The organism is Lederbergia ruris, from assembly GCF_018332955.1.
Classification (GTDB): domain Bacteria; phylum Bacillota; class Bacilli; order Bacillales; family Bacillaceae_C; genus Lederbergia; species Lederbergia ruris.
In genome coordinates, this window is sequence record NZ_BORB01000017.1 from 66,772 (window position 1) to 85,694 (window position 18,923).

Below are 18,923 nucleotides of genomic sequence, written 5' to 3' on the forward strand. Positions count from 1 at the left end.
CTGTGAATGATCATTATACCAAACACATCATTTAATATAAACTACGTCTTTATTACTCTTTTTCTGAAAAAACTAAAAAGAGATGGATAAATATAAGGAAATTTTTATAATTGTTGGCAACTTTTGCTCATGTTTTATCGCTTTACTCCAAGGGAATTGAGTAGTAATAGCACAATTCAAGAAGAAGGAGGATAAAACGACGTGAGTGAAGAGAACAAGGTGAACGAAAATAGCAAGAATGAACAGCTGGAGCCATTTCGCAGTGATGATCGCGATAAACATTTGACGACCAATCAAGGCTTAAAGGTGTCTGAAGATGAATTTTCATTAAAAGCGGGGAGCCGTGGTCCCACGCTGATGGAGGATTTTCATTTCCGAGAAAAGATGACACACTTCGATCATGAAAGGATTCCGGAAAGAGTTGTCCACGCCAGAGGATATGGAGCGCATGGCGAATTTGAATTATATGAATCTATGAAGCCTTATACAAAAGCCAAATTCCTCCAGCAACCTGGGACAAAAATCCCTGTGTTCACCCGGTTTTCCACGGTAGCGGGATCGAAGGGCTCTTTTGATATTCCTCGCGATGTTCGCGGGTTTGCAACGAAATTCTATACGGAAGAAGGAAATTTCGACTTGGTTGGCAATAACATGCCGGTGTTTTTTATCCAGGATGCGATTAAATTCCCTGATTTTATACATGCTGTCAAACCTGAGCCAGACACTGGTTATCCTCAGGCTGCTTCCGCGCACGATACATTCTGGGATTTTATTGCCAATAACCAAGAATCTGCTCATATGGTGATGTGGCTGATGTCAGATCGCGCTATTCCAAGAAGTTTGCGGATGATGGAAGGCTTTGGGGTTCACACCTTTCGTTTTGTCAACGATGAAGGAAAATCTCATTTTGTCAAATTCCATTGGAAGCCAAAGCTTGGCATTCATTCCACTGTTTGGGATGAGGCACAGAAGGTCAATGGCAAGAACCCTGACTTTAATCGCCAGGATATTCATGAATCGATTGAGAATGGCGATTATCCAGAATGGGAGTTAGGGGTGCAACTGGTACCTGAAGAAGACGAATTCAAATTTGATTTTGATATCCTTGACCCTACGAAATTATGGCCGGAAGAAGATGTACCGGTGAACATTATCGGTAAAATGACATTGAATCGGAATGTGGACAATGTGTTTGCTGAAACGGAGCAAGTCGCATTCCATCCGGGTAGTGTTGTACCGGGAATTGATTTTTCTAATGATCCATTACTGCAGGGAAGACTTTTTTCATATACGGATACTCAACTGATCAGGCTTGGCGGACCAAACTTCCATGAGCTGCCAATTAATCGCCCTGTCTGTCCCTTCCACAACAATCAGCGTGATGGCTATGGTAGACAGACGATTAATGTTGGCAAGACAAGCTACCATCTTAATTCTATTTCCAGCAACATGCCTTCTCCAGCATCCGTGGAAGAAGGCGGCTATGAGCATTATCAGGAAAAAGTAGATGGGCTGAAAATACAAGCCAGAAGTGAGAGTTTCAAGGATCATTTCTCTCAAGCGACGATGTTTTGGAATAGTATGTCCGATGTAGAAAAACAACATATCCAAGAAGCATTCAGTTTTGAGCTTGGCATGGTCAATGACAGAGCCATCCGCCAGCAGGTCGTTGATATGATCGCGCATATTCATTTAGAGCTAGCTAAGGAAGTAGCGGCCAATATCGGTGTACGGGAGCCACTCACCGGGGGATCAAATGTGACCAAATCTTCACCAGCTCTTAGCCAGATGAACACGGTCCATAAAGCTGATACCTTGAAAATCGCTGTCATTCTTGACGAGGGCTTCAATGACACAGAGGTGGAAACAGCCATTCAAGGACTAAAAAAATTTCATACCTATCCAACCGTGATTAGCTCGAAGCTTGGAAAAATCAAAGGGGAAAATGGAACAGAAATAGAAGCTGTCGCTACATTTGATACAGGTGATCCAGTATTATTCGATGCCTTATATGTCGCTGGTGGTAAAAACTCAAGCAATGGCTTTGTGAAAAAAGTGAGTTATATGGTACAAGAAACATTTAAACATTTTAAGCCTATCGGGGCGATGGGAGCAGGCATTGAGATCCTGCGCAAGAATGGTGTGACAGAAGAGCCTGGGGTTATAACTGAAGATAAGGCCGAAAATTTCATTACTAAATATATAGATGCCGTAGCTGCACATCGTCATTGGAATCGTAATGTTTAGACGTATTTAGCGTGGGACCAAATATCATAGGTCCCACGCTTTTATTGATATACAAAGAAAAAAATCTACAGAATTTTAGGGTTGTATTTTAAAAAGGCATGTCAGCTATTCAAATATTACGTAGTAGCGATCAAAAAGTTTAGCGCCTAATGAAACTGATTGACTCAAAATGATGGTAGTGTAGCAAACACAAATCGCTATTTTCATATACCTTTAAACCCTCTTGGGATGAAGGTAGGTATGTTAGTGTTTTTCTCGCCGCCTTTAAAACGTTACGGAGAAAATGGAGGCATTTTACATAACCGATTCTTTTGTAACACAACAAACATCTTATATAAAATATTTAGTAATCTGGTTGTAAACAGCTCCTAATCTTCATTTGTTAAGCTTAGCTATGATAACAAACATCAAGGGAGTTACTAAATGAACATAAAAGCTTTAGTTTGTAAATTATTAAAGAGACATAAATATAACTACTTTACTGATGAATGTATTAGATGTGGAAAAACAAAGAAAAAACTTTAAGTCTATAACCTGGCATAATGATAAGTCTTTATGCTAGGTTTTTAATGATTTTAAATGGTTTTCAAAAAAGAAATCTTAAGCTTACTATTCATGTGCTAAAGAAAACATAATTATAAGTTTCGTGCTCTCTTCGCTGCTTCATTAGCTTCACGTTGCTTTGCATTTGCCCTATTGAGTCTACTGGCAAAATGATGCGAATTGATATTATATTGAGCTTGTTTTCCTGCATGTTTATAAGCGTAATCAGCGTCCTTTTGCAATTGTCTTGCTTTCCATTCTGCTTTCTTTTTTAATTCCTCTCTACTATTCGAATTATTTGAACCTCCGCCGGAAGCTCCCCCACCAGAATGATAACTACCTCCACCAGAAGAAGAACGGCCACCACCATCATAAAACAAACCTGCGATAATAAATACGAGATATCCTATACTAACCCCTATAAAGGACACAGCTTTCCATAGCAATTTGATCAATTTTAGCAGGAATACTATGACCTTATATGTAGTCAATCTCGGGAAAAGTCTGTCTCTTGTTTTGACCAACACTATTACAATCAATAAACTAAGTAATGCTGCGGGAATCACAAGTATTAGACCCGTGGCACCAAATGAATAGTTGTATGTATAAATTGTTTCATTATTAGCATTCAACAGTTTGGTTAACTCTTTATCCGCAATATTATTAAAAATAGTAGTAAAAATCCAAGTAAATATTAGAAAGTGTAACGTCTTGCCATTTACAATTTTCTTCCGTATCCGTGATTCATATATGCTATTCATATGCTACCTCCTCATGTTTAAATGCTTGTATGAATAAACTTTATACTCTGATACTTTTTACTCTTTTTATCAACTTCTTCTAGAAAAAAAGCCTATTTCTTCTTCACCCACGTAAAACCATCCCCTTTTGTGATCACTGCCACATCAATGGGACCACCTACCGTCTCCATTGCAATGGAAAATTTTCTTTTTAAAGATGTGATGTTTAACAAAGATTCCGCTATATGCGCCAGCTCTTTTGCCGGCAAAGATTCGACCACATCTAAAATAGGATCAATAAATTTTTCACGTTTATAGGAGGATAGTTTTTTCTGGTACCGATTGTATACATGCTTAAAAGCTTCTGCCATTTCATCTTCTACCTCTTCTACCATAACCTCTTCATGGAAATGATCCTTTAATCTGTCAATCAATCGATCCGTTATGGAATGAAATTCACTTTTTAAAACGATAGAGATAAAGTCTTCAACATCCTCGTGAACCCCATCTAGAAAGCTTCTAATCATATCTCTTTGGGCAAAAGGAAGAATCACTGCATGAGTGGAATGGTTGATTGTCTTTTTCCTCGTAAAGTACTTGGTTTTGTGATTAATTTTACCGTCAACTATGAGGACGTGGACAGATGGATAAATTTCTTTATCTCCATACCCAGCAAAAACAATGCCAGAATAGTTATCAGAGAACTCCTTTACTAAGGACTGGACCATTATATATTTTATTCCTTCTAACCAGTCTTCTATGTACAGTTGATGTTCAAATTCACCATGAATCAATTCTTCTATTCTCTTTTCATATTTTTCAAACAGTCGTTCATAATCACTTTCATTAAAACCATTCGGAAATGCCTTTTCCTCTAATGTTTGAATTCTATTATTTAAGAATTCTTCTGCCTGTTGTATATATATTGCTTGGATTTCATCTTGCAGGCTTAGCTCACCGAATTCACTGTATAAACTCTTATTGATGTCAGATAGTTGATGATATAGGTGAGTGATATTGGCATATAATGTATTTTCTATATATCTTTCTTCGTTTATCTCGGACATAAATTGATTGTATTGATTTTCGTTAAGAAACCGCAAAAAATCTTCCATATATTCTTTTACAGTGTCAAATGCATGAGAATCTAATGTATTTTCATATACTTTTATCAGCGTTTCCCACGGAACATGGAACATAGAGGCTGAACCATAGATCATCACTGCTATAGTATGATTTCCCGAGAATCGAAATAACTTGTCCGCCGAATTGTACACCTTTCTCTCCCGAATTGTAACAGCGCTATCTGATGCCAAGGCAATCCCACCTGTATTCATTACGACTATTTCAGCCGTCATCCTCATCACTCCTCACTTTTTTTGCTAATCGACCTTATATATACACCAATGTACAGAAAAAGGCACGCGCTCATTACGGCACGTGCCGCCCTTTTATTTCCCTTCGATTGTTACATTTTTACTTTTCGTATCTGGATTATCTAATCTAAAACCAACAAATGAATCATCTACACGTGTTAATAAACTTGTTCTATCTGTTGCTATACCTGAAAAAGTCGTTCCAAAAATGGTTTGTTTAACCATACCTCTGGTAAAAGTAAGTTCTTCATCTGTTGTCTCCCATTCTATTGGATCTGGCACATAAGAATCCGGAGCTGGCGGGTTGGATGAATCCTCAAATCTTCCGTACTCTTCAAGCCTTTTTAATTCCTCAGTGTAAACATCCTTCGCACCCGAAGCTTTGGAGTAATTTGGATCTGTAGAATAAGCATAATAGTCAATAAAGGAGCCTTGGATAAATTCATCCAACTGGTAGTATACATCCGGCATATATAGCTTTATGCTTTCCGTATTTTGCCCTAATTCATCTAATGTAATATCTAGTGTGTACTTACTTGAAAGCGGAGATCTTTCACTACCATCAACTTCCAAGTAAATATCTTTAAAGGATTCATCATGCCTTTCTTTTATATCTGTCGAGATGGACCTGCCATCGATTTTATCCACAAGTTCATCAAGAATTTTATCTGTAGATTCGCTTGCTAATTGAACTAGTTTGTCATCAGAAAGGTCATGTATTTCTTCAATCGCCGTGTCTTCCAGTTTATAAGCCGTTACCTTACCTTTTTTAAAAACAAACACTTTGTTAACATTGGAATCTCTAACTGGATTTTCATCTGTTTGAATCCAAACAGAATACTTTTCAAACCCTTCACTTAAAGGCATAAAATCAGCTGGTGAACCGTCTTGTGGTCCACTACCACCAACCAGAGGATCGCCACCGCCTGCATCCTTACCACCACAAGCCCCTAAAAGTAATACAGCAGTTATTACTGCCAACATTACCAACCATTTTTTCTTTAAAAACATTTCTTAAGTCCCCCATTTTATTTTTATGTACTCTTTTTTGTAGGTAAAATGTACCAATAATAGAATAGCTGTTTTAACCTAGTTTTTCAACCTAGTAATCTCTATCAAACACGCCTTTTCCTCTGCTTATAAGGTAATTAAAATTTGTAATATTCGGACATAAGAATTCAAACCAGGCGAGATAAACGAACATAATCCTCTAAGAACAACATGACTCATTTTACAAGATTATTTTTTATTACTTTCCCTATCTAGTCTATTTGATCGGCCTTGACGTCAAAAAACCTAACTCTATGTTTAAGAGCTAGGTTTAGATTATAATATTAAATTTTAGTTGTAAACCCTTCGGGAAGGTGTGAATTAATTTCCTTATCAAAAAAATTTTTGTTAAATTAATTTTAACATACGTGTCAAGTAGGAGGAATATATTTAAAAATGTACATTCCCACATCTTTCAGTGCCACGATGTTGCGGCTTTTGCGCTATTGCAGGTGCACATTTTAAAATCAATTTGAAGAAGCTTTTACGTTTTCTTCAGCAAACTTTAGCCGCATAAAACATGTAAATTTTGTATTAAAAAATCGCAGGAAAATTTCCTACGATTTTTGTCGTCAGTGTCCGGTGCCGCGTTACAACAAATTGGGACCTAACACTTTTATATTGGGGAAACTCCAAATTCTTAACTTCATTATTGCAAGTTTTTAACCCCAGTTTCTAATATTTCCATTTGTAACAGTGTCTGTTCATCTGTAATGGTTTTATCTTTACCATTGATGATGGCATGATATAAATCATCATAGACTCTTCCGTAATCACCATTAACAGATTTTACTTTTTCTTCATGGATCGTACCCTCTTCATCCATGTATGTCAGTGTTCCATAATGTTTGATTGTATCTACTCCAAAATCTTTGTTATCAGGCATGTAAAATAACTTTAAATGTTCTTCCTGACGATCTTTGGTTTCTTTTACAAAGCAGCCTTTTTTTCCATAAACAACAAAGCTGGGTCTTTCTTTAAGTCTAAAATAACTGGATTTTACCGATACTTTTAACACTCCATAATATAAATCTAAATCAAAATAATCATTCATTCTTCCTTGTCCTAATAATTGCCTTACATCATAATGGATATGATCTGGCTTTCCGAAATAGCTGATAACCTGATCAAGTGTATGGCAGCCATGTGCATATAAAAATGACTCAAGCGGATTAAAAGAATGGACAGACTCTGGTACTTCGGGACGGTAATAATCAAAATGCATTTCTATTTCCAGTAAATCCCCTAATTTTCCTTCTTCAATCACCTTTTGCACGGTTAAAAAATCACTATCAAAACGTCTGTTTTGATAAGCCTGGACAATTAACCCTTTCTTGCTTGCCAATGCAAATATTTCTTTTGCCTGTTCTGAGGTTTCCATAAAGGGCTTTTCAACCAAACAGTTTTTATTATGTTCTAATGCTAATTTTGTGTATTCATAATGACTGTCAGCTCTTGTGCAAACCACAATCAGTTGAATGTCCTTGTCATGTAATAGCTCATCTAAATCAGAAGTGTAATTTACTCCTGCAATCCGGTCCCAACTTTCATGATCAGGATTTCTTTGATAAATTGTTTTTACCTTTATATTCTCTCTTTGCAGTACGAACGGCAAATGATATCTGTTCGTGCTTTTCCCATTTCCGATATAACCAATCGTAAGCATAGTAACCCCCTAAAAATAAAACTTAATGGTTTATGCCATGCCTAGACAAAATGCAGAATTTTGGCTAAACATGGCATCATTCACTAGACAAGAGTCTTACTTATTACATTAAGTGGATTAAGTGGAAGACAATCCCTACCGCGAACAATCCAAGTATCATAATGATCGGAGAAACGTTCTTTCTAAGCAACCACATGCTTAGAAGTGTTAACGCCAACCCAGCTAAACCAGGAATTAAGCTATCCAAGTTGTCTTGTAAAGTCGTTATTTTGTGAGCGGTCAATGAAAGACCTTCTTCTTGTTGTAGCAAGGCCGATTTAATCCCTTCTGCTCCTGCAGGCAATTTATCCCAATCTATATAAGCCCCTTCATCAAGCTTCACTTTAGATATAACTGGCGTGAATTGGACAGTAACCCATCGATTCACTAATGCGCCAAGGATAAACATACCCAGTATGGATGCACCTTTTGTGATATCTTGAAGTATTCCTCCAGATAAGTCATCGGTAATTTTGGAACCTGCTTTGTAACCAAATTCTTGAGTATACCACATGAATGACATACGAATGATATTCCAAGCAACGAAGTAAATAATTGGACCAAGTAGATTACCGGTCATAGCAAGAGAAGCCGCTAACGCACCAAGGATTGGTTTAATCGTGAACCAGAATACGGGATCCCCGATACCTGCTAAAGGCCCCATCATCCCAACTTTAACCCCTTGAATCGCCGCGTTATCAACCGGCGCACCATTTGCCCGTTCTTCTTCAAGCGCTAAAGTGACTCCAATAATAGGTGAAGCTACATAAGGGTGGGTATTAAAGAACTCTAAGTGACGTTTTAATGCAGCTGCACGGTCTTCTTTTGTTTTATATAATCTTTTGATTGCGGGGATCATTGAAAATGCCCAACCACCGTTTTGCATACGTTCATAGTTCCAAGAACCTTGAAGGAAAGTAGAACGCCACCAAATCGCAATCCGATCTCTTCTTGATAATCTTATTTCCTTTTCCATTTTTATGCCCCCTCCTTCTTAGTAATTATCAATAATATCGCCTAGTGGATCACCAGTATTATTTCCGCCCTTACCTGAACCGCCTTGTTTGGAAAGTGCTAAATAGATAAGTGCAAGAGCCACCCCAATCGCACCTAGACCGATAAGAGTAATTTCTGAAACAGTCGCTAATACGAAACCAATCGCGAAGAATGGCCATACTTCTTTTGTAGCCATCATGTTAATAACCATTGCATAACCAACGGCTACAACCATTCCCCCACCGATTGCTAAACCGTTTGTCAACCAAGTCGGCATCGCTTCAAGCAATTCTCTAACAGGACCTGCACCAATTGCTAAGATTAATGCTGCTGGGATTGCAATACGTAACCCTTGCAAGATGATCCCGACGATGTGCCACAATTCAACTTTTCTAATATCCCCTTCATTCGCTGCAGCATCCATTAAATGAACCAATCCTGTAGCAATTGTACGGACGATGATCGTTAATAATAACCCTGCCACTGCAAGCGGAACGGCAATTGCAATTGCCGATGATACACCAGATTCGCCTTGTCCACTTAAAACTAAAATAATAGCAGATGCAACAGATGCTAACGCAGCATCCGGTGCTACGGCAGCTCCAATATTTGCCCAACCTAAAGCGATTAATTGAAGAGTACCACCTAAGACAAGACATGGTACTAAGTTTCCTGTAACTAAGCCGATTAACGTACAAGCAATGATCGGTTGGTGGAAGTGGAATTCATCCAAAATTCCTTCCATACCAGCTAAAAATGCGACGATAACGACTAATATAATTTGAATCACATTTAAATCCATTATTCATCCCTCCGCTTTCTCCGATATTAGGATTTTTTTTGTTTATTTAACTCTGCTTGAGCCCTCCTGAGAATTTCATCCATATTCCCTTTCGAGTCGCTTGGAACTTTCCGTACATCAAATTTCAAACCTGCTTCCTTCAACTTGGTAAACGCATCAATATCTTCTTGACTAAAGGCCAAAACCTTATTCGGTTGGACTTTACCAGGTGAATGGGCCATGGAACCAACGTTGATCGTCTCCAATGGTACTCCGCCTTCAACCGCTCTAAGCACATCTTGCGGATTTTCGAAAAGAAGTAACGCGCGTTGGCCCCCAAAATGTTGATCATCTTTTGCAAGTTCAATCATCTTCTTAATTGGAACAACGTGTGCCTTTACACCTGAAGGAGCAGCCTGTTGGATTAGTTTCTTACGAAGTTCATCTTTAGCTACTGCATCAGATACAACGATGATCCGGGTAGGCTGTGTCGTTTTTGTCCAAGCAGTTGCTACTTGTCCATGAAGTAAACGAGAGTCGATACGTGCTAACACGTATTCAAATGTACCAGGTGCTCCTACATTTGATGGTCCAGCAGCATCTGAAGCAGTTGTCTCTGCTGGTTGTAATTCTTCAGGTTTTACTTTAACCCCTTCTTTAGCAGTGCCCAAAATATGCGCGGCAATTTCATGCGCGGTGTTCATTGAGAAACGTGATGCATAGGCTTCAATCAACATCGGTAAGTTCATACCCGCAACGATTGCCCATTTGTCTTTGTGTTCTTCAGTCAGACTGTTGGCTTGATTGAAAGGAGTTCCACCCCAAAGATCGACTAAGAATAATACTTCGTCTTGGTTGTCGAAAGAAGCAATCGCTTCTTGCATTTTTGCCTTTATATCTTCAGGTCCTTCGCTCGGCATTAATGTAACAGCTTTTACATTTTCTTGCTCACCAAAGATCATTGCTCCAGATTGCATGATCCCCTTGGCGAATTCGCCGTGACTAGCAATGACAATTCCTACCATTTTTTTACCTCCTATTATATTTTTCCAACTAAATAAACATCTGTAAAAATATCCAAAACTGTTTTTTTAGTTGTACTCTTTCAGCACATTTAAAGCGATTATAATTCCAACAAAAAGGCATAAGAAAAAGTTGATTAAATGAAGGTATGGGTATAGATTAACCTCTAATTCCACAATTCAATCAATACTTGATACTCACTTCTAATCGAAGCAGTAATACGTAAAAATACTTACGATATTATCTAAATTTATTTTGTAAATACTGTAGCTTGCCTGTCTTATATGTAAAACTGTTATTTTTTTACTTTCCTCTTTAATCCGCGTTTGATCACATCAAAGAAACTTAATGATTGGACCATATGACTTGGATCAACATATTCACGAATGGTTCGTAGAACTTTTTTTGGATCTTTAGAAGAAAATGAAAATGTTCCATTTCGCTTTGTTTGTATCGCATAGCGTGGGATCCATTTCCCTTTGAACATAACTGAAGCGATCACATGATCCACTTCTTCCCAAGGAATTTGAATAAATTTGCGCGCATCACGATCATTGAAGAATTCAAATCCTTTGTCTCCGATCATGATCTTACCATACTCTGAAATTCCCATATGTGAGGTGGCATCAATAACTAAATCGACTTTTGTATTAATTGATTGGACCATTTGATGTACTCCATTTCTTTCCTTTAAACTAATTATAAGCGTTTTTTCACTTTAAGCAAACATATAACAATTGCTCCCTATAGCTTGCTATTTTTTGGCCTTATCCTTCTCTAACAACTCAATAATCCTATCCAATTTCTCGTTTATATTCTGACTATCCTTAGTTTCCGACCTCTGATTTATTAAAATCCTTCTAATAGAGGTTGTTCAAAAAGTCCGGTAAAAATGACACTGCGAATTTCTTCGTTGGCTTGCTTCTCCGCTGCTCATGTATCTAAATACATACATTCCGCTACTCGAAGGCTACGCCGCCTCGAACTTCTTGGTCCTTTTTATCCTCCTTTTTGAACACGCACTAATAAACAACATGAATGACAAGAAAAATAATATTATAAGCAGAATAAAAATACCCACTAATACGATATTTCCTATATCTAATGCCATAAAATTCACTCCTCCCTTTTCAAAAATCTGACTCAATTAACGGGATAGCATTCTTCTATTAGAATGCCATTTAAATATACCATAATGAAAAAGAAGAAGTTGGTGGAAGCCGATTATTTAAAAGCAATAAAACTTATGTTAGGCTTAGATTATAAGAATCTTCCATAAAAGGCAAATTCAAATATATGAAAGGGGTGTTGGATAAGTTGGCAATATTTAGGGGAATACTGTCCTCTATTCCTCTATGTTCAACTTTCCACACGATAATCCGGTAAAACAGATAAATATAAAGATATAATGGAGAAAAACATTTATAGACTATGTAGGGCAACCACCCACTGTTTGTTTTGGTACAATATCAGTAGCACTTATTGGAGGGAAAATCAATGAACATAATTGCCAATCAAGACAAAATGGGAACATCAAGGTTTGAACTTTTATTATTCAAATTGTTTTATCTATTGAGTTTCAAAAAGTCCAAATGGCTGGCAGCAAAGATCGAGGAGATTAAAAAGGATTTGGACACAATAAAAAATCGAAAAGTGTTTTAATGAACTTGAAAAGAGACTAACTATATAAAGTCAATAGTATTTAGTGACAAAATTTAATACTCTATTATTAGAAATATGGACATGACAAATAAGCTTGATGATTAATGATTTTAAAATTAATCATCAAGCTGTTCCTTATATGGTTAAACGGTTAGGGACTTGTAACGTTTTATATTGTGATGTGCTTACCTCAATTACTGCTTTTCCTTGTTTTAAGCAATCCGTATATTGATCGTGTAATTAATTCAAGCCCACCTGCTGGCATCACTTACTCATCATTATCTTTCTTTTCACAAACAGTATTTTTCCTTCTGCATTTTGAATAATTACTCTTGCAGCAGGAGCAATGATCACTTAATGAGTAACCTTTTCCCTAAGACCACCTAAATATGAATCTTTCCGAGCTATAGACATTCTAACAACCTCCATCAAAATAAACAGTTTTTTTACACCTCACTCATTATCTCAACTAACTCTTCGGAGAGCGGGATGATCATATTTGAAACTTGTGGAAAGAACCACAATTGCCATTGCAAACAACAGCAGACAACTGAGAGAAACTTGAGAATCATTAACTCCCGTTCATCCGTTCCTTGGAATTATCTAAATTTCAATAGGATGGCAGCCTTTTTCGATTTTAGTTAGTACCCCCACCCCTACTAAGATTTCTTTTTAATAGGAAACCAGAGCTCCATCTTTATGTGGTTCAGTTCCGCGTCATCGAAATCATCGGAGTAAACTTCGAATCCATAGTTAGAGGCAATATGATACTCGGATTGGCTTACCCAATTATACAGTTTGTCATAAAGATTGCCTGCTTCTCCTTTAGAGCCTTGATATGTCGTTATTGCGTAAAGATTTTCTGGGAATTCAAATCCCTCCATTCCTTCTGGCGGTTTAGAAATACTGTCCACTTCTACACCCGCAATCCATTTAAAAGGATCTGTCTCCGGATTGTAGTTTGGCGGATCAATAAAAATTCCATAGCCAATCGTAGGATTGATTCGATTGTTAATTTCATGGTCTCTTTTATTAAATTCTTCATGCAAGGCGGTGATCATTTTTTTCTTTCGCTCTTCACTTAATTTTACAGACAAAGTCATTCCAATTACTTTGAAGGCACTTTTTCTTTCAGTTCGAATATCCATGTTCTTTCTTCCTTTCTTTATCCGTCGATAGAATATTAAAACTCGGACCGCTTCTCTACTCACTGGATCGGTATTAAAATTTCAACCTTTTCTTCCTCGACATTCTCTTTCAGATAATAAATCTCAATTGGAAAAGAACGGTCATACCATTTTTGCTTATATCCGTTCTCACCTATCCACGCAAATAATGTAGAGTACCCTTGATCGATCGTTTTATTTGAGCAGCTGATTTTCGCATAGTCCATCAACGGAAGTTCAAATCCAATCATCCCCTCAGGAATGTCACGTAGTTCGTCAACTTCCACACATGCGAAATAAGTGGCAATGATATCGTTGCACATATACGGGCTAATGAATATTTGCTTATTCTTGCAATTTCTGATTTCATCAACCCCCTTTTTAAAATCCATATGGACTTTAATGGCCGCATCGGGGAACGACTGTGGGTAATTCGCAGTTATGCTTTGTCCAACCAATTCAAATTTCCTTTTAACAACTTCACATTCAAACGTGGCAATCGTTTTTTCCATGCCATTCTCTCCTTCAACTCTATTTTTTATATAATTCTTCGTTCTTTTTCACTACTTTTCCAATAATCCATTCCTCCAAATGGACTTACTTTAAAGTTTACATTTAACAGAGTATGATTTCACACTTCATCCTCTCTCTATTATGATAAAACTAACTCAACCGCATCTTCTTTATTATTGCTTGTTCTGGCGTGTCCACTTTGATTATACTAAATATATTGATAACTCTAACAAATTTTTCATATAGTAGAATTCACTAATCAATAGTCACACTTAATCAATTATTCAGTATATGTAATTGAGAGGAGAAAGCTTATGAATGAGTATGGTAAGACGATCAGAAAAATAAGAGAAGAAAAAGGATATACGATGCAGCAATTATCTGATGGAATTTTATCTATATCATTTTTGTCGAAGTTCGAACGTGGAAACTCAAATATTTCCATAAGTTATTTCTTTCAAATTTTAGAAAGACTTTCACTTTCTTACGATGAATTTCTATTTGTTCATAATGATTTTAAGCTTGATAATTTCGAAACTTTTTTTGATAAAGCGGAACAAGCTTACGTAAATCATAATCTTTCCAAACTACAAACTTTAAAAGAAGTTCAAATAGACAAATGGAGGACCACGAAAATTGCTGCATATCGTTGTAACACACTAGTGTTAGACGTTTTAATCTGTATTTTAAGAGATGAATTTATCGACGCAGAAAAAGAGGCAATTGAATTTTTATTTGATTATCTTTTTCAAGTAGAGGTTTGGGGCTATTATGAATTGCGGTTATATAACACGACAATGTTCCTGATGCCACCAGAAATGGTTCTGACACTTTCTGAAACAGCTGTTGAAAAAAGCGTTTATTTGAGAAAGTTAGCTAAGGTAAATCAAATTATTATCTACGTACTATTAAATACACTCACGTATTTAATAAGACACAATAAATATTTGAAGGAGTACGAATTTTTTTTGGATTATCTCGGGAATATTCCAATTCCAGAAAAAGACCTTCTTTCACGAAATCATCTATTATACTTACAAGGGATATACGAAGTAAAAATAGGGAATAAAGAAAAAGGCATCGAAGTCGTTAATAAAGCTATTTCCATGTTTCGGGAACTGGGTTCAACAGGTCTCGTAACTGAAAGAGAAAACTTTTTACTAATCATTTTGAACGATACTAAACCAAAATAAACTGCCTCATGTATTCTTTATAGTATTTAGGATTCATTCTTACACGAGAGCATAAGCTGATAGTTACTTCCACCAATTCTTCATGATGCCAATCGATTATTCTCTTATCTGTCTCAAAAAAGCGCCAATTGGGATATCAAGATGTGTTCTTCAAGAAGCACTTATTTCATAGCTTAATAGCAAATATGAATCCTCATTTGAGCCACATGTCTTCCGTCATACACATACGGAAGCAGGAGTGGATCTCCCTACGATCATGCAACGGGTTGGTCACGAGGATATGGAAACGACTGTCGGCATTTATACACATGTTACTAACAAAATGAAAAAAGACGCCTCCGATAAAGTCGAAGGACTTTATGGAGACATCTTAAGAAAAGCGATATTATAAAATGCTTTTTGAAAAAAATGTGATATTCCTGTGATATTTTCACCTAAAACACACATCAAGCAGGATAGAAACCGCGATAAATCAACGTTTACGGGCGGTTTATTACATCATGCCGCCCATTCCACCCATTCCGCCCATGTCAGGCATTCCTGCGCCGCCACCAGCGTTTTCTTCTGGTTTGTCGGCTACAACGGCTTCAGTAGTAAGAAGCATGGATGCAACAGATGCTGCGTTCTGAAGAGCAGAGCGTGTTACTTTTGTTGGGTCAACGATCCCAGCGTCGATCATGTTTACCCATTCGTTTGTAGCGGCGTTGAAGCCAATGCCAACTTCTTCTTTTTTCAGGCGTTCAACGACTACAGAACCTTCTAGACCGGCGTTGTGAGCAATTTGACGAACAGGCTCTTCTAGGGAACGAAGAACGATTTTCACACCTGTCTCTACATCGCCTTCCGCTTGGATGGCCTCTACTTTTTGGTATACGTTGACAAGGGCTGTACCCCCACCGGATACGATACCTTCTTCAACAGCCGCACGAGTTGCGTTCAAAGCATCTTCAATACGAAGTTTGCGCTCTTTTAATTCTGTTTCCGTAGCGGCACCAACTTTGATTAGCGCTACACCACCAGCTAGTTTTGCTAGGCGCTCTTGTAGTTTTTCTTTATCGAAGTCAGAAGTTGTTTCTTCAATTTGGGCGCGGATTTGGTTAACACGTGCACCAATTTCAGCAGAATCGCCACTTCCTTCCACGATTGTTGTGTTTTCTTTTGTCACAACAACTTTAGAAGCACGTCCAAGTGAATCGATTGTTGCTGATTTAAGATCAAGACCAAGGTCTTCCGTGATTACTTGACCACCTGTTAGGATCGAGATATCTTCAAGCATGGCTTTACGACGGTCACCGAAGCCAGGAGCTTTAACCGCTACAACGTTGAATGTACCACGGATTTTGTTCAATACAAGTGTTGCAAGTGCTTCACCTTCCACATCCTCTGCGATCATCAATAGAGGCTTGCCTTGTTGAACAACTTGTTCAAGTACTGGAAGGATCTCTTGAATATTGGAGATCTTTTTGTCTGTAATTAGAATATATGGATCTTCCAAAACAGCTTCCATTTTATCAGAGTCTGTTACCATGTATGGAGAAGCATAGCCACGGTCGAATTCCATACCTTCTACAACGTCAAGCTCTGTTGCAAATCCTTTGGATTCTTCGATCGTGATGACGCCGTCTTTACCAACGCGTTCCATTGCTTCTGCAATAAGTTGACCCACTTCTTCATCACCAGAAGAAATAGAAGCAACTTGGGCAATCGAGTCTTTATCTTCAATTTGCTTAGAAATTGTACGTAGCTCTTCAACCGCTGCAGCAACCGCTTTTTCGATTCCCTTTTTCACGCCAACAGGGTTCGCACCCGCTGCAACGTTTTTCAAGCCTTCACGAATCATTGCTTGTGCAAGTACAGTAGCTGTAGTTGTACCGTCCCCTGCTACATCATTTGTTTTGCTTGCAACTTCAGATACTAGTTTGGCACCCATGTTTTCGAATGCATCATCTAGTTCAATTTCTTTTGCAATGGTCACACCATCATTAGTAATAAGTGGAGAACCAAATTTTTTCTCAAGAACAACATTACGTCCTTTTGGTCCCAATGTTACTTTTACAGCATCTGCTAGTTGGTCGACACCACGAAGTAGCGCGCGACGTGCATCCTCTGAAAATTTCATTTCTTTTGCCATAATCGAATAACCTCCCTATAAGATTAAATATTCATTAACCAACGATTGCTAATATGTCAGATTCGCGTAGAATCAAGTATTCTGTTCCTTGGTATTTCACTTCTGTTCCAGCATATTTAGAGAAAATAATGCGATCACCTTCAGAGACTTCAAGAGCAACTTGCTCACCGCTGTCTAGCACTCGACCAGAACCAACCGCAACGACTTTCCCTTCTTGTGGCTTTTCCTTTGCTGTTTCCGGAAGGACGATACCGCTTGCTGTTTTTTCTTCCGACTCTACTAGTTCAATAATAACGCGATCACCTAATGGTTTTAACAAGTGAAACAACCTCCTTAATTAAATATGTAGATTATTATATTTTTTATTAGCACTCTACCACGTCGAGTGCTAACACAGTTATTATAATAATGAATCCAGATATATTTTGCAAGTCTTAAGCTTACTTTTTTGAAAAAATCTTTCACCACATTCCCAAAAGGTTCCACCATAAAGTATTACCCTTCTTTTCCATATAATAATACGTCTACAAATATCGCTTGCAAATTCCTTCACCAACACGAAAGTCATTTGGATTGAATGGCTCTTCGTTTATTAGTAAAATATAAGTTACGTCTTTAGCATGCAAAATTACTGCTCATGTCCATTCCTTTGGTTACAATAGGGTGGTATCAATGTTAGAAGAATTTTATATAGAAGCATGCCGTTTCTATTTGAATCATGAAGAGAAGGGACTTTTCATATGAAAAATAAATACATATATGTAGTCATTGCTTTCTTGGCGATGCATTTATCTGCCTTTATCGGAGTTCCTCTACTGTTCTTTTTAGGTGTTCTCGCCTTTAAAGTTCCTCAAGATACGATGATGATTTGGTCTACAAGCATTTGGACGGTGCTTAGTTTTATATTAGGATTGATCGTTATTCTACTCATTCTTAGAAAAGCTGAGCCTTATACGAAGATTGAGCGGGATACACCTCTCCCCTTAAACCTTTCCATTCTCTGGGGAATTGGCGGAGTTTTCATTGCGTTATTTGCGCAGGTTACTGCGGCCGGAATTGAATATCTTATCGGGATTGATCCTGGTTCAGAGAATACGCAGCAAATTATGGAAATGATTGAGAAAATGCCAATCGTGATTATCGCAAGTTCCTTAATCGGACCCATTCTGGAAGAAATTGTCTTTCGAAAAGTCATTTTTGGGGTGTTATATAATCGATTCCCTTTTTGGGCGGCGGCTCTTATTAGTTCACTTGCCTTTTCGATCGCCCATATGGAACCGACACATTTAATTTTATACGCGGCAATGGGCTTCACTTTTTCTTTCTTATACGTCAAGACAAAGAGAATTATTGTCCCAATTATTTCACACATGCTCATGAATACATTGGTGACAGTTAATACATTTTTGCTTGATCCGGAAGATCTAAATAAAGTTCCCGAACAAGTGCAAGCGTGGATTGGAGGGATCTTTCTATGAGGTCACCATTTTTCTCCGGTGTGATCTATATCGCATTAGGCATTACCTTTACGATTTTCGCGATACAACAAGTGGTCAGTAGTGATTGGGGCTTTTTCGTCTATGTTTTACTGATTTTCGCGACCTTTGACTTTGGAGCAGGCTTCCGATTAATCGGACTACATTTTCGAATAAAAAAGAAGGATAATAAATAACCCATATTCCGCGCTACACCTACCACGCAAAATTTTTTCTGAAAAGCCCACTGTCATAAAGGCAACCGATCATTGCTCTTATGACAGTGTTTTATAAATAATGACAGCACACAACATATATCGAC

Annotated in this window: 18 protein-coding genes and 1 pseudogene; 6 read left to right on the top strand and 13 right to left on the bottom strand. The window is 37.6% G+C overall.

Annotated elements, in window-relative coordinates; all coding sequences use genetic code 11:
• Positions 1-201 precede the first annotated feature (201 nt).
• Positions 202-2,247: a catalase gene (locus tag KI363_RS11410; RefSeq protein ID WP_212966378.1), complete on the top strand. Its 2,046-nt coding sequence runs from the start codon at positions 202-204 to the stop codon at positions 2,245-2,247.
• A gap of 635 nt (positions 2,248-2,882) precedes the next feature.
• Here the strand turns inward: KI363_RS11410 and KI363_RS11415 are convergent.
• The 9 genes from KI363_RS11415 to KI363_RS11455 form a co-directional block, all read right to left on the bottom strand.
• Positions 2,883-3,551 carry a hypothetical protein gene (locus tag KI363_RS11415; RefSeq protein ID WP_212966379.1) on the bottom strand — a complete coding sequence of 223 codons (669 nt, stop codon included), beginning with the start codon at positions 3,549-3,551 and terminating at the stop codon, positions 2,883-2,885.
• A 92-nt stretch (positions 3,552-3,643) separates the two neighbouring features.
• Positions 3,644-4,888: a hypothetical protein gene (locus KI363_RS11420; RefSeq protein WP_212966380.1), complete on the bottom strand. Its 1,245-nt coding sequence runs from the start codon at positions 4,886-4,888 to the stop codon at positions 3,644-3,646.
• A 93-nt stretch (positions 4,889-4,981) separates the two neighbouring features.
• On the bottom strand, positions 4,982-5,917 hold the full coding sequence (locus tag KI363_RS11425; protein WP_212966381.1) for a hypothetical protein: 936 nt from the start codon (positions 5,915-5,917) through the stop codon (positions 4,982-4,984).
• Positions 5,918-6,605: 688 nt separating this feature from the next.
• Positions 6,606-7,622 carry an oxidoreductase gene (locus KI363_RS11430; protein ID WP_158321776.1) on the bottom strand — a complete coding sequence of 339 codons (1,017 nt, stop codon included), beginning with the start codon at positions 7,620-7,622 and terminating at the stop codon, positions 6,606-6,608.
• A 103-nt stretch (positions 7,623-7,725) separates the two neighbouring features.
• Complete coding sequence (locus KI363_RS11435) at positions 7,726-8,637, bottom strand: PTS system mannose/fructose/sorbose family transporter subunit IID (protein WP_158321777.1); 912 nt, start codon at positions 8,635-8,637, stop codon at positions 7,726-7,728.
• An 18-nt stretch (positions 8,638-8,655) separates the two neighbouring features.
• Positions 8,656-9,459: a PTS mannose/fructose/sorbose transporter subunit IIC gene (locus tag KI363_RS11440; protein ID WP_158321778.1), complete on the bottom strand. Its 804-nt coding sequence runs from the start codon at positions 9,457-9,459 to the stop codon at positions 8,656-8,658.
• A gap of 26 nt (positions 9,460-9,485) precedes the next feature.
• Positions 9,486-10,463: a mannose/fructose/sorbose PTS transporter subunit IIA gene (locus tag KI363_RS11445; protein WP_158321779.1), complete on the bottom strand. Its 978-nt coding sequence runs from the start codon at positions 10,461-10,463 to the stop codon at positions 9,486-9,488.
• Positions 10,464-10,756: 293 nt separating this feature from the next.
• A complete protein-coding gene (locus KI363_RS11450; protein ID WP_158321780.1) occupies positions 10,757-11,128 on the bottom strand; it encodes a DUF956 family protein in 372 nt (123 codons plus the stop codon).
• An 87-nt stretch (positions 11,129-11,215) separates the two neighbouring features.
• Positions 11,216-11,326 (bottom strand): DUF4083 family protein, encoded by a 111-nt coding sequence (locus KI363_RS11455; RefSeq protein WP_212966391.1) that lies wholly within the window; start codon positions 11,324-11,326, stop codon positions 11,216-11,218.
• A gap of 632 nt (positions 11,327-11,958) precedes the next feature.
• Here KI363_RS11455 and KI363_RS11460 point away from each other — a divergent pair.
• The gene (locus KI363_RS11460; protein ID WP_212966382.1) at positions 11,959-12,123 is read left to right on the top strand and encodes a hypothetical protein; all 165 of its coding nucleotides are present in this window, start codon (positions 11,959-11,961) and stop codon (positions 12,121-12,123) included.
• Between the two features lie 659 nt (positions 12,124-12,782).
• Here KI363_RS11460 and KI363_RS11465 read toward each other — a convergent pair.
• Both KI363_RS11465 and KI363_RS11470 read right to left on the bottom strand, forming a co-directional pair.
• Entirely contained in the window at positions 12,783-13,271 is a 489-nt protein-coding gene (locus tag KI363_RS11465; RefSeq protein WP_212966383.1) for a GyrI-like domain-containing protein, read from the bottom strand.
• 59 nt (positions 13,272-13,330) lie between these two features.
• On the bottom strand, positions 13,331-13,801 hold the full coding sequence (locus KI363_RS11470) for a GyrI-like domain-containing protein (RefSeq protein ID WP_212966384.1): 471 nt from the start codon (positions 13,799-13,801) through the stop codon (positions 13,331-13,333).
• A 315-nt stretch (positions 13,802-14,116) separates the two neighbouring features.
• Between KI363_RS11470 and KI363_RS11475 the strand changes: the two genes are divergently transcribed.
• Both KI363_RS11475 and KI363_RS11480 read left to right on the top strand, forming a co-directional pair.
• Positions 14,117-14,995 carry a helix-turn-helix domain-containing protein gene (locus tag KI363_RS11475; protein WP_212966385.1) on the top strand — a complete coding sequence of 293 codons (879 nt, stop codon included), beginning with the start codon at positions 14,117-14,119 and terminating at the stop codon, positions 14,993-14,995.
• A gap of 196 nt (positions 14,996-15,191) precedes the next feature.
• Positions 15,192-15,386 (top strand): annotated as a pseudogene (locus tag KI363_RS11480) (tyrosine-type recombinase/integrase); the annotation flags it as partial.
• A gap of 102 nt (positions 15,387-15,488) precedes the next feature.
• On the opposite strand, the gene groL reads toward KI363_RS11480, so the two are convergent.
• Positions 15,489-17,126, bottom strand: coding sequence for a chaperonin GroEL (groL, locus tag KI363_RS11485; RefSeq protein ID WP_212966386.1), 1,638 nt, complete (start codon positions 17,124-17,126; stop codon positions 15,489-15,491).
• Positions 17,127-17,160: 34 nt separating this feature from the next.
• The gene (groES, locus tag KI363_RS11490; RefSeq protein WP_158321789.1) at positions 17,161-17,445 is read right to left on the bottom strand and encodes a co-chaperone GroES; all 285 of its coding nucleotides are present in this window, start codon (positions 17,443-17,445) and stop codon (positions 17,161-17,163) included.
• A gap of 421 nt (positions 17,446-17,866) precedes the next feature.
• Here groES and KI363_RS11495 point away from each other — a divergent pair, with 421 nt between their 5' ends.
• Together KI363_RS11495 and KI363_RS11500 are read left to right on the top strand one after the other, a co-directional pair.
• A complete protein-coding gene (locus KI363_RS11495; protein ID WP_212966387.1) occupies positions 17,867-18,604 on the top strand; it encodes a CPBP family intramembrane glutamic endopeptidase in 738 nt (245 codons plus the stop codon).
• Positions 18,601-18,798, top strand: a complete 198-nt coding sequence (locus tag KI363_RS11500) for a YdiK family protein (protein WP_158321791.1) — start codon at positions 18,601-18,603, stop codon at positions 18,796-18,798. Before KI363_RS11495 ends, KI363_RS11500 begins: the two co-directional genes overlap by 4 nt.
• The last annotated feature ends 125 nt before the right edge of the window (positions 18,799-18,923 follow it).

Bases quoted from the DNA above. Each gene is read 5' to 3' on its own strand.
- KI363_RS11415 (WP_212966379.1), bottom strand. From the start codon at position 3,551: ATGAATAGCATATATGAATCACGGATACGGAAGAAAATTGTAAATGGC.
- KI363_RS11420 (WP_212966380.1), bottom strand. From the start codon at position 4,888: ATGACGGCTGAAATAGTCGTAATGAATACAGGTGGGATTGCCTTGGCA.
- KI363_RS11425 (WP_212966381.1), bottom strand. From the start codon at position 5,917: ATGTTTTTAAAGAAAAAATGGTTGGTAATGTTGGCAGTAATAACTGCT.
- KI363_RS11430 (WP_158321776.1), bottom strand. From the start codon at position 7,622: ATGCTTACGATTGGTTATATCGGAAATGGGAAAAGCACGAACAGATAT.
- KI363_RS11435 (WP_158321777.1), bottom strand. From the start codon at position 8,637: ATGGAAAAGGAAATAAGATTATCAAGAAGAGATCGGATTGCGATTTGG.
- KI363_RS11440 (WP_158321778.1), bottom strand. From the start codon at position 9,459: ATGGATTTAAATGTGATTCAAATTATATTAGTCGTTATCGTCGCATTT.
- KI363_RS11445 (WP_158321779.1), bottom strand. From the start codon at position 10,463: ATGGTAGGAATTGTCATTGCTAGTCACGGCGAATTCGCCAAGGGGATC.
- KI363_RS11450 (WP_158321780.1), bottom strand. From the start codon at position 11,128: ATGGTCCAATCAATTAATACAAAAGTCGATTTAGTTATTGATGCCACC.
- KI363_RS11460 (WP_212966382.1), top strand. From the start codon at position 11,959: ATGAACATAATTGCCAATCAAGACAAAATGGGAACATCAAGGTTTGAA.
- KI363_RS11465 (WP_212966383.1), bottom strand. From the start codon at position 13,271: ATGGATATTCGAACTGAAAGAAAAAGTGCCTTCAAAGTAATTGGAATG.
- KI363_RS11470 (WP_212966384.1), bottom strand. From the start codon at position 13,801: ATGGAAAAAACGATTGCCACGTTTGAATGTGAAGTTGTTAAAAGGAAA.
- KI363_RS11475 (WP_212966385.1), top strand. From the start codon at position 14,117: ATGAATGAGTATGGTAAGACGATCAGAAAAATAAGAGAAGAAAAAGGA.
- groL (WP_212966386.1), bottom strand. From the start codon at position 17,126: ATGGCAAAAGAAATGAAATTTTCAGAGGATGCACGTCGCGCGCTACTT.
- KI363_RS11495 (WP_212966387.1), top strand. From the start codon at position 17,867: ATGAAAAATAAATACATATATGTAGTCATTGCTTTCTTGGCGATGCAT.
- KI363_RS11500 (WP_158321791.1), top strand. From the start codon at position 18,601: ATGAGGTCACCATTTTTCTCCGGTGTGATCTATATCGCATTAGGCATT.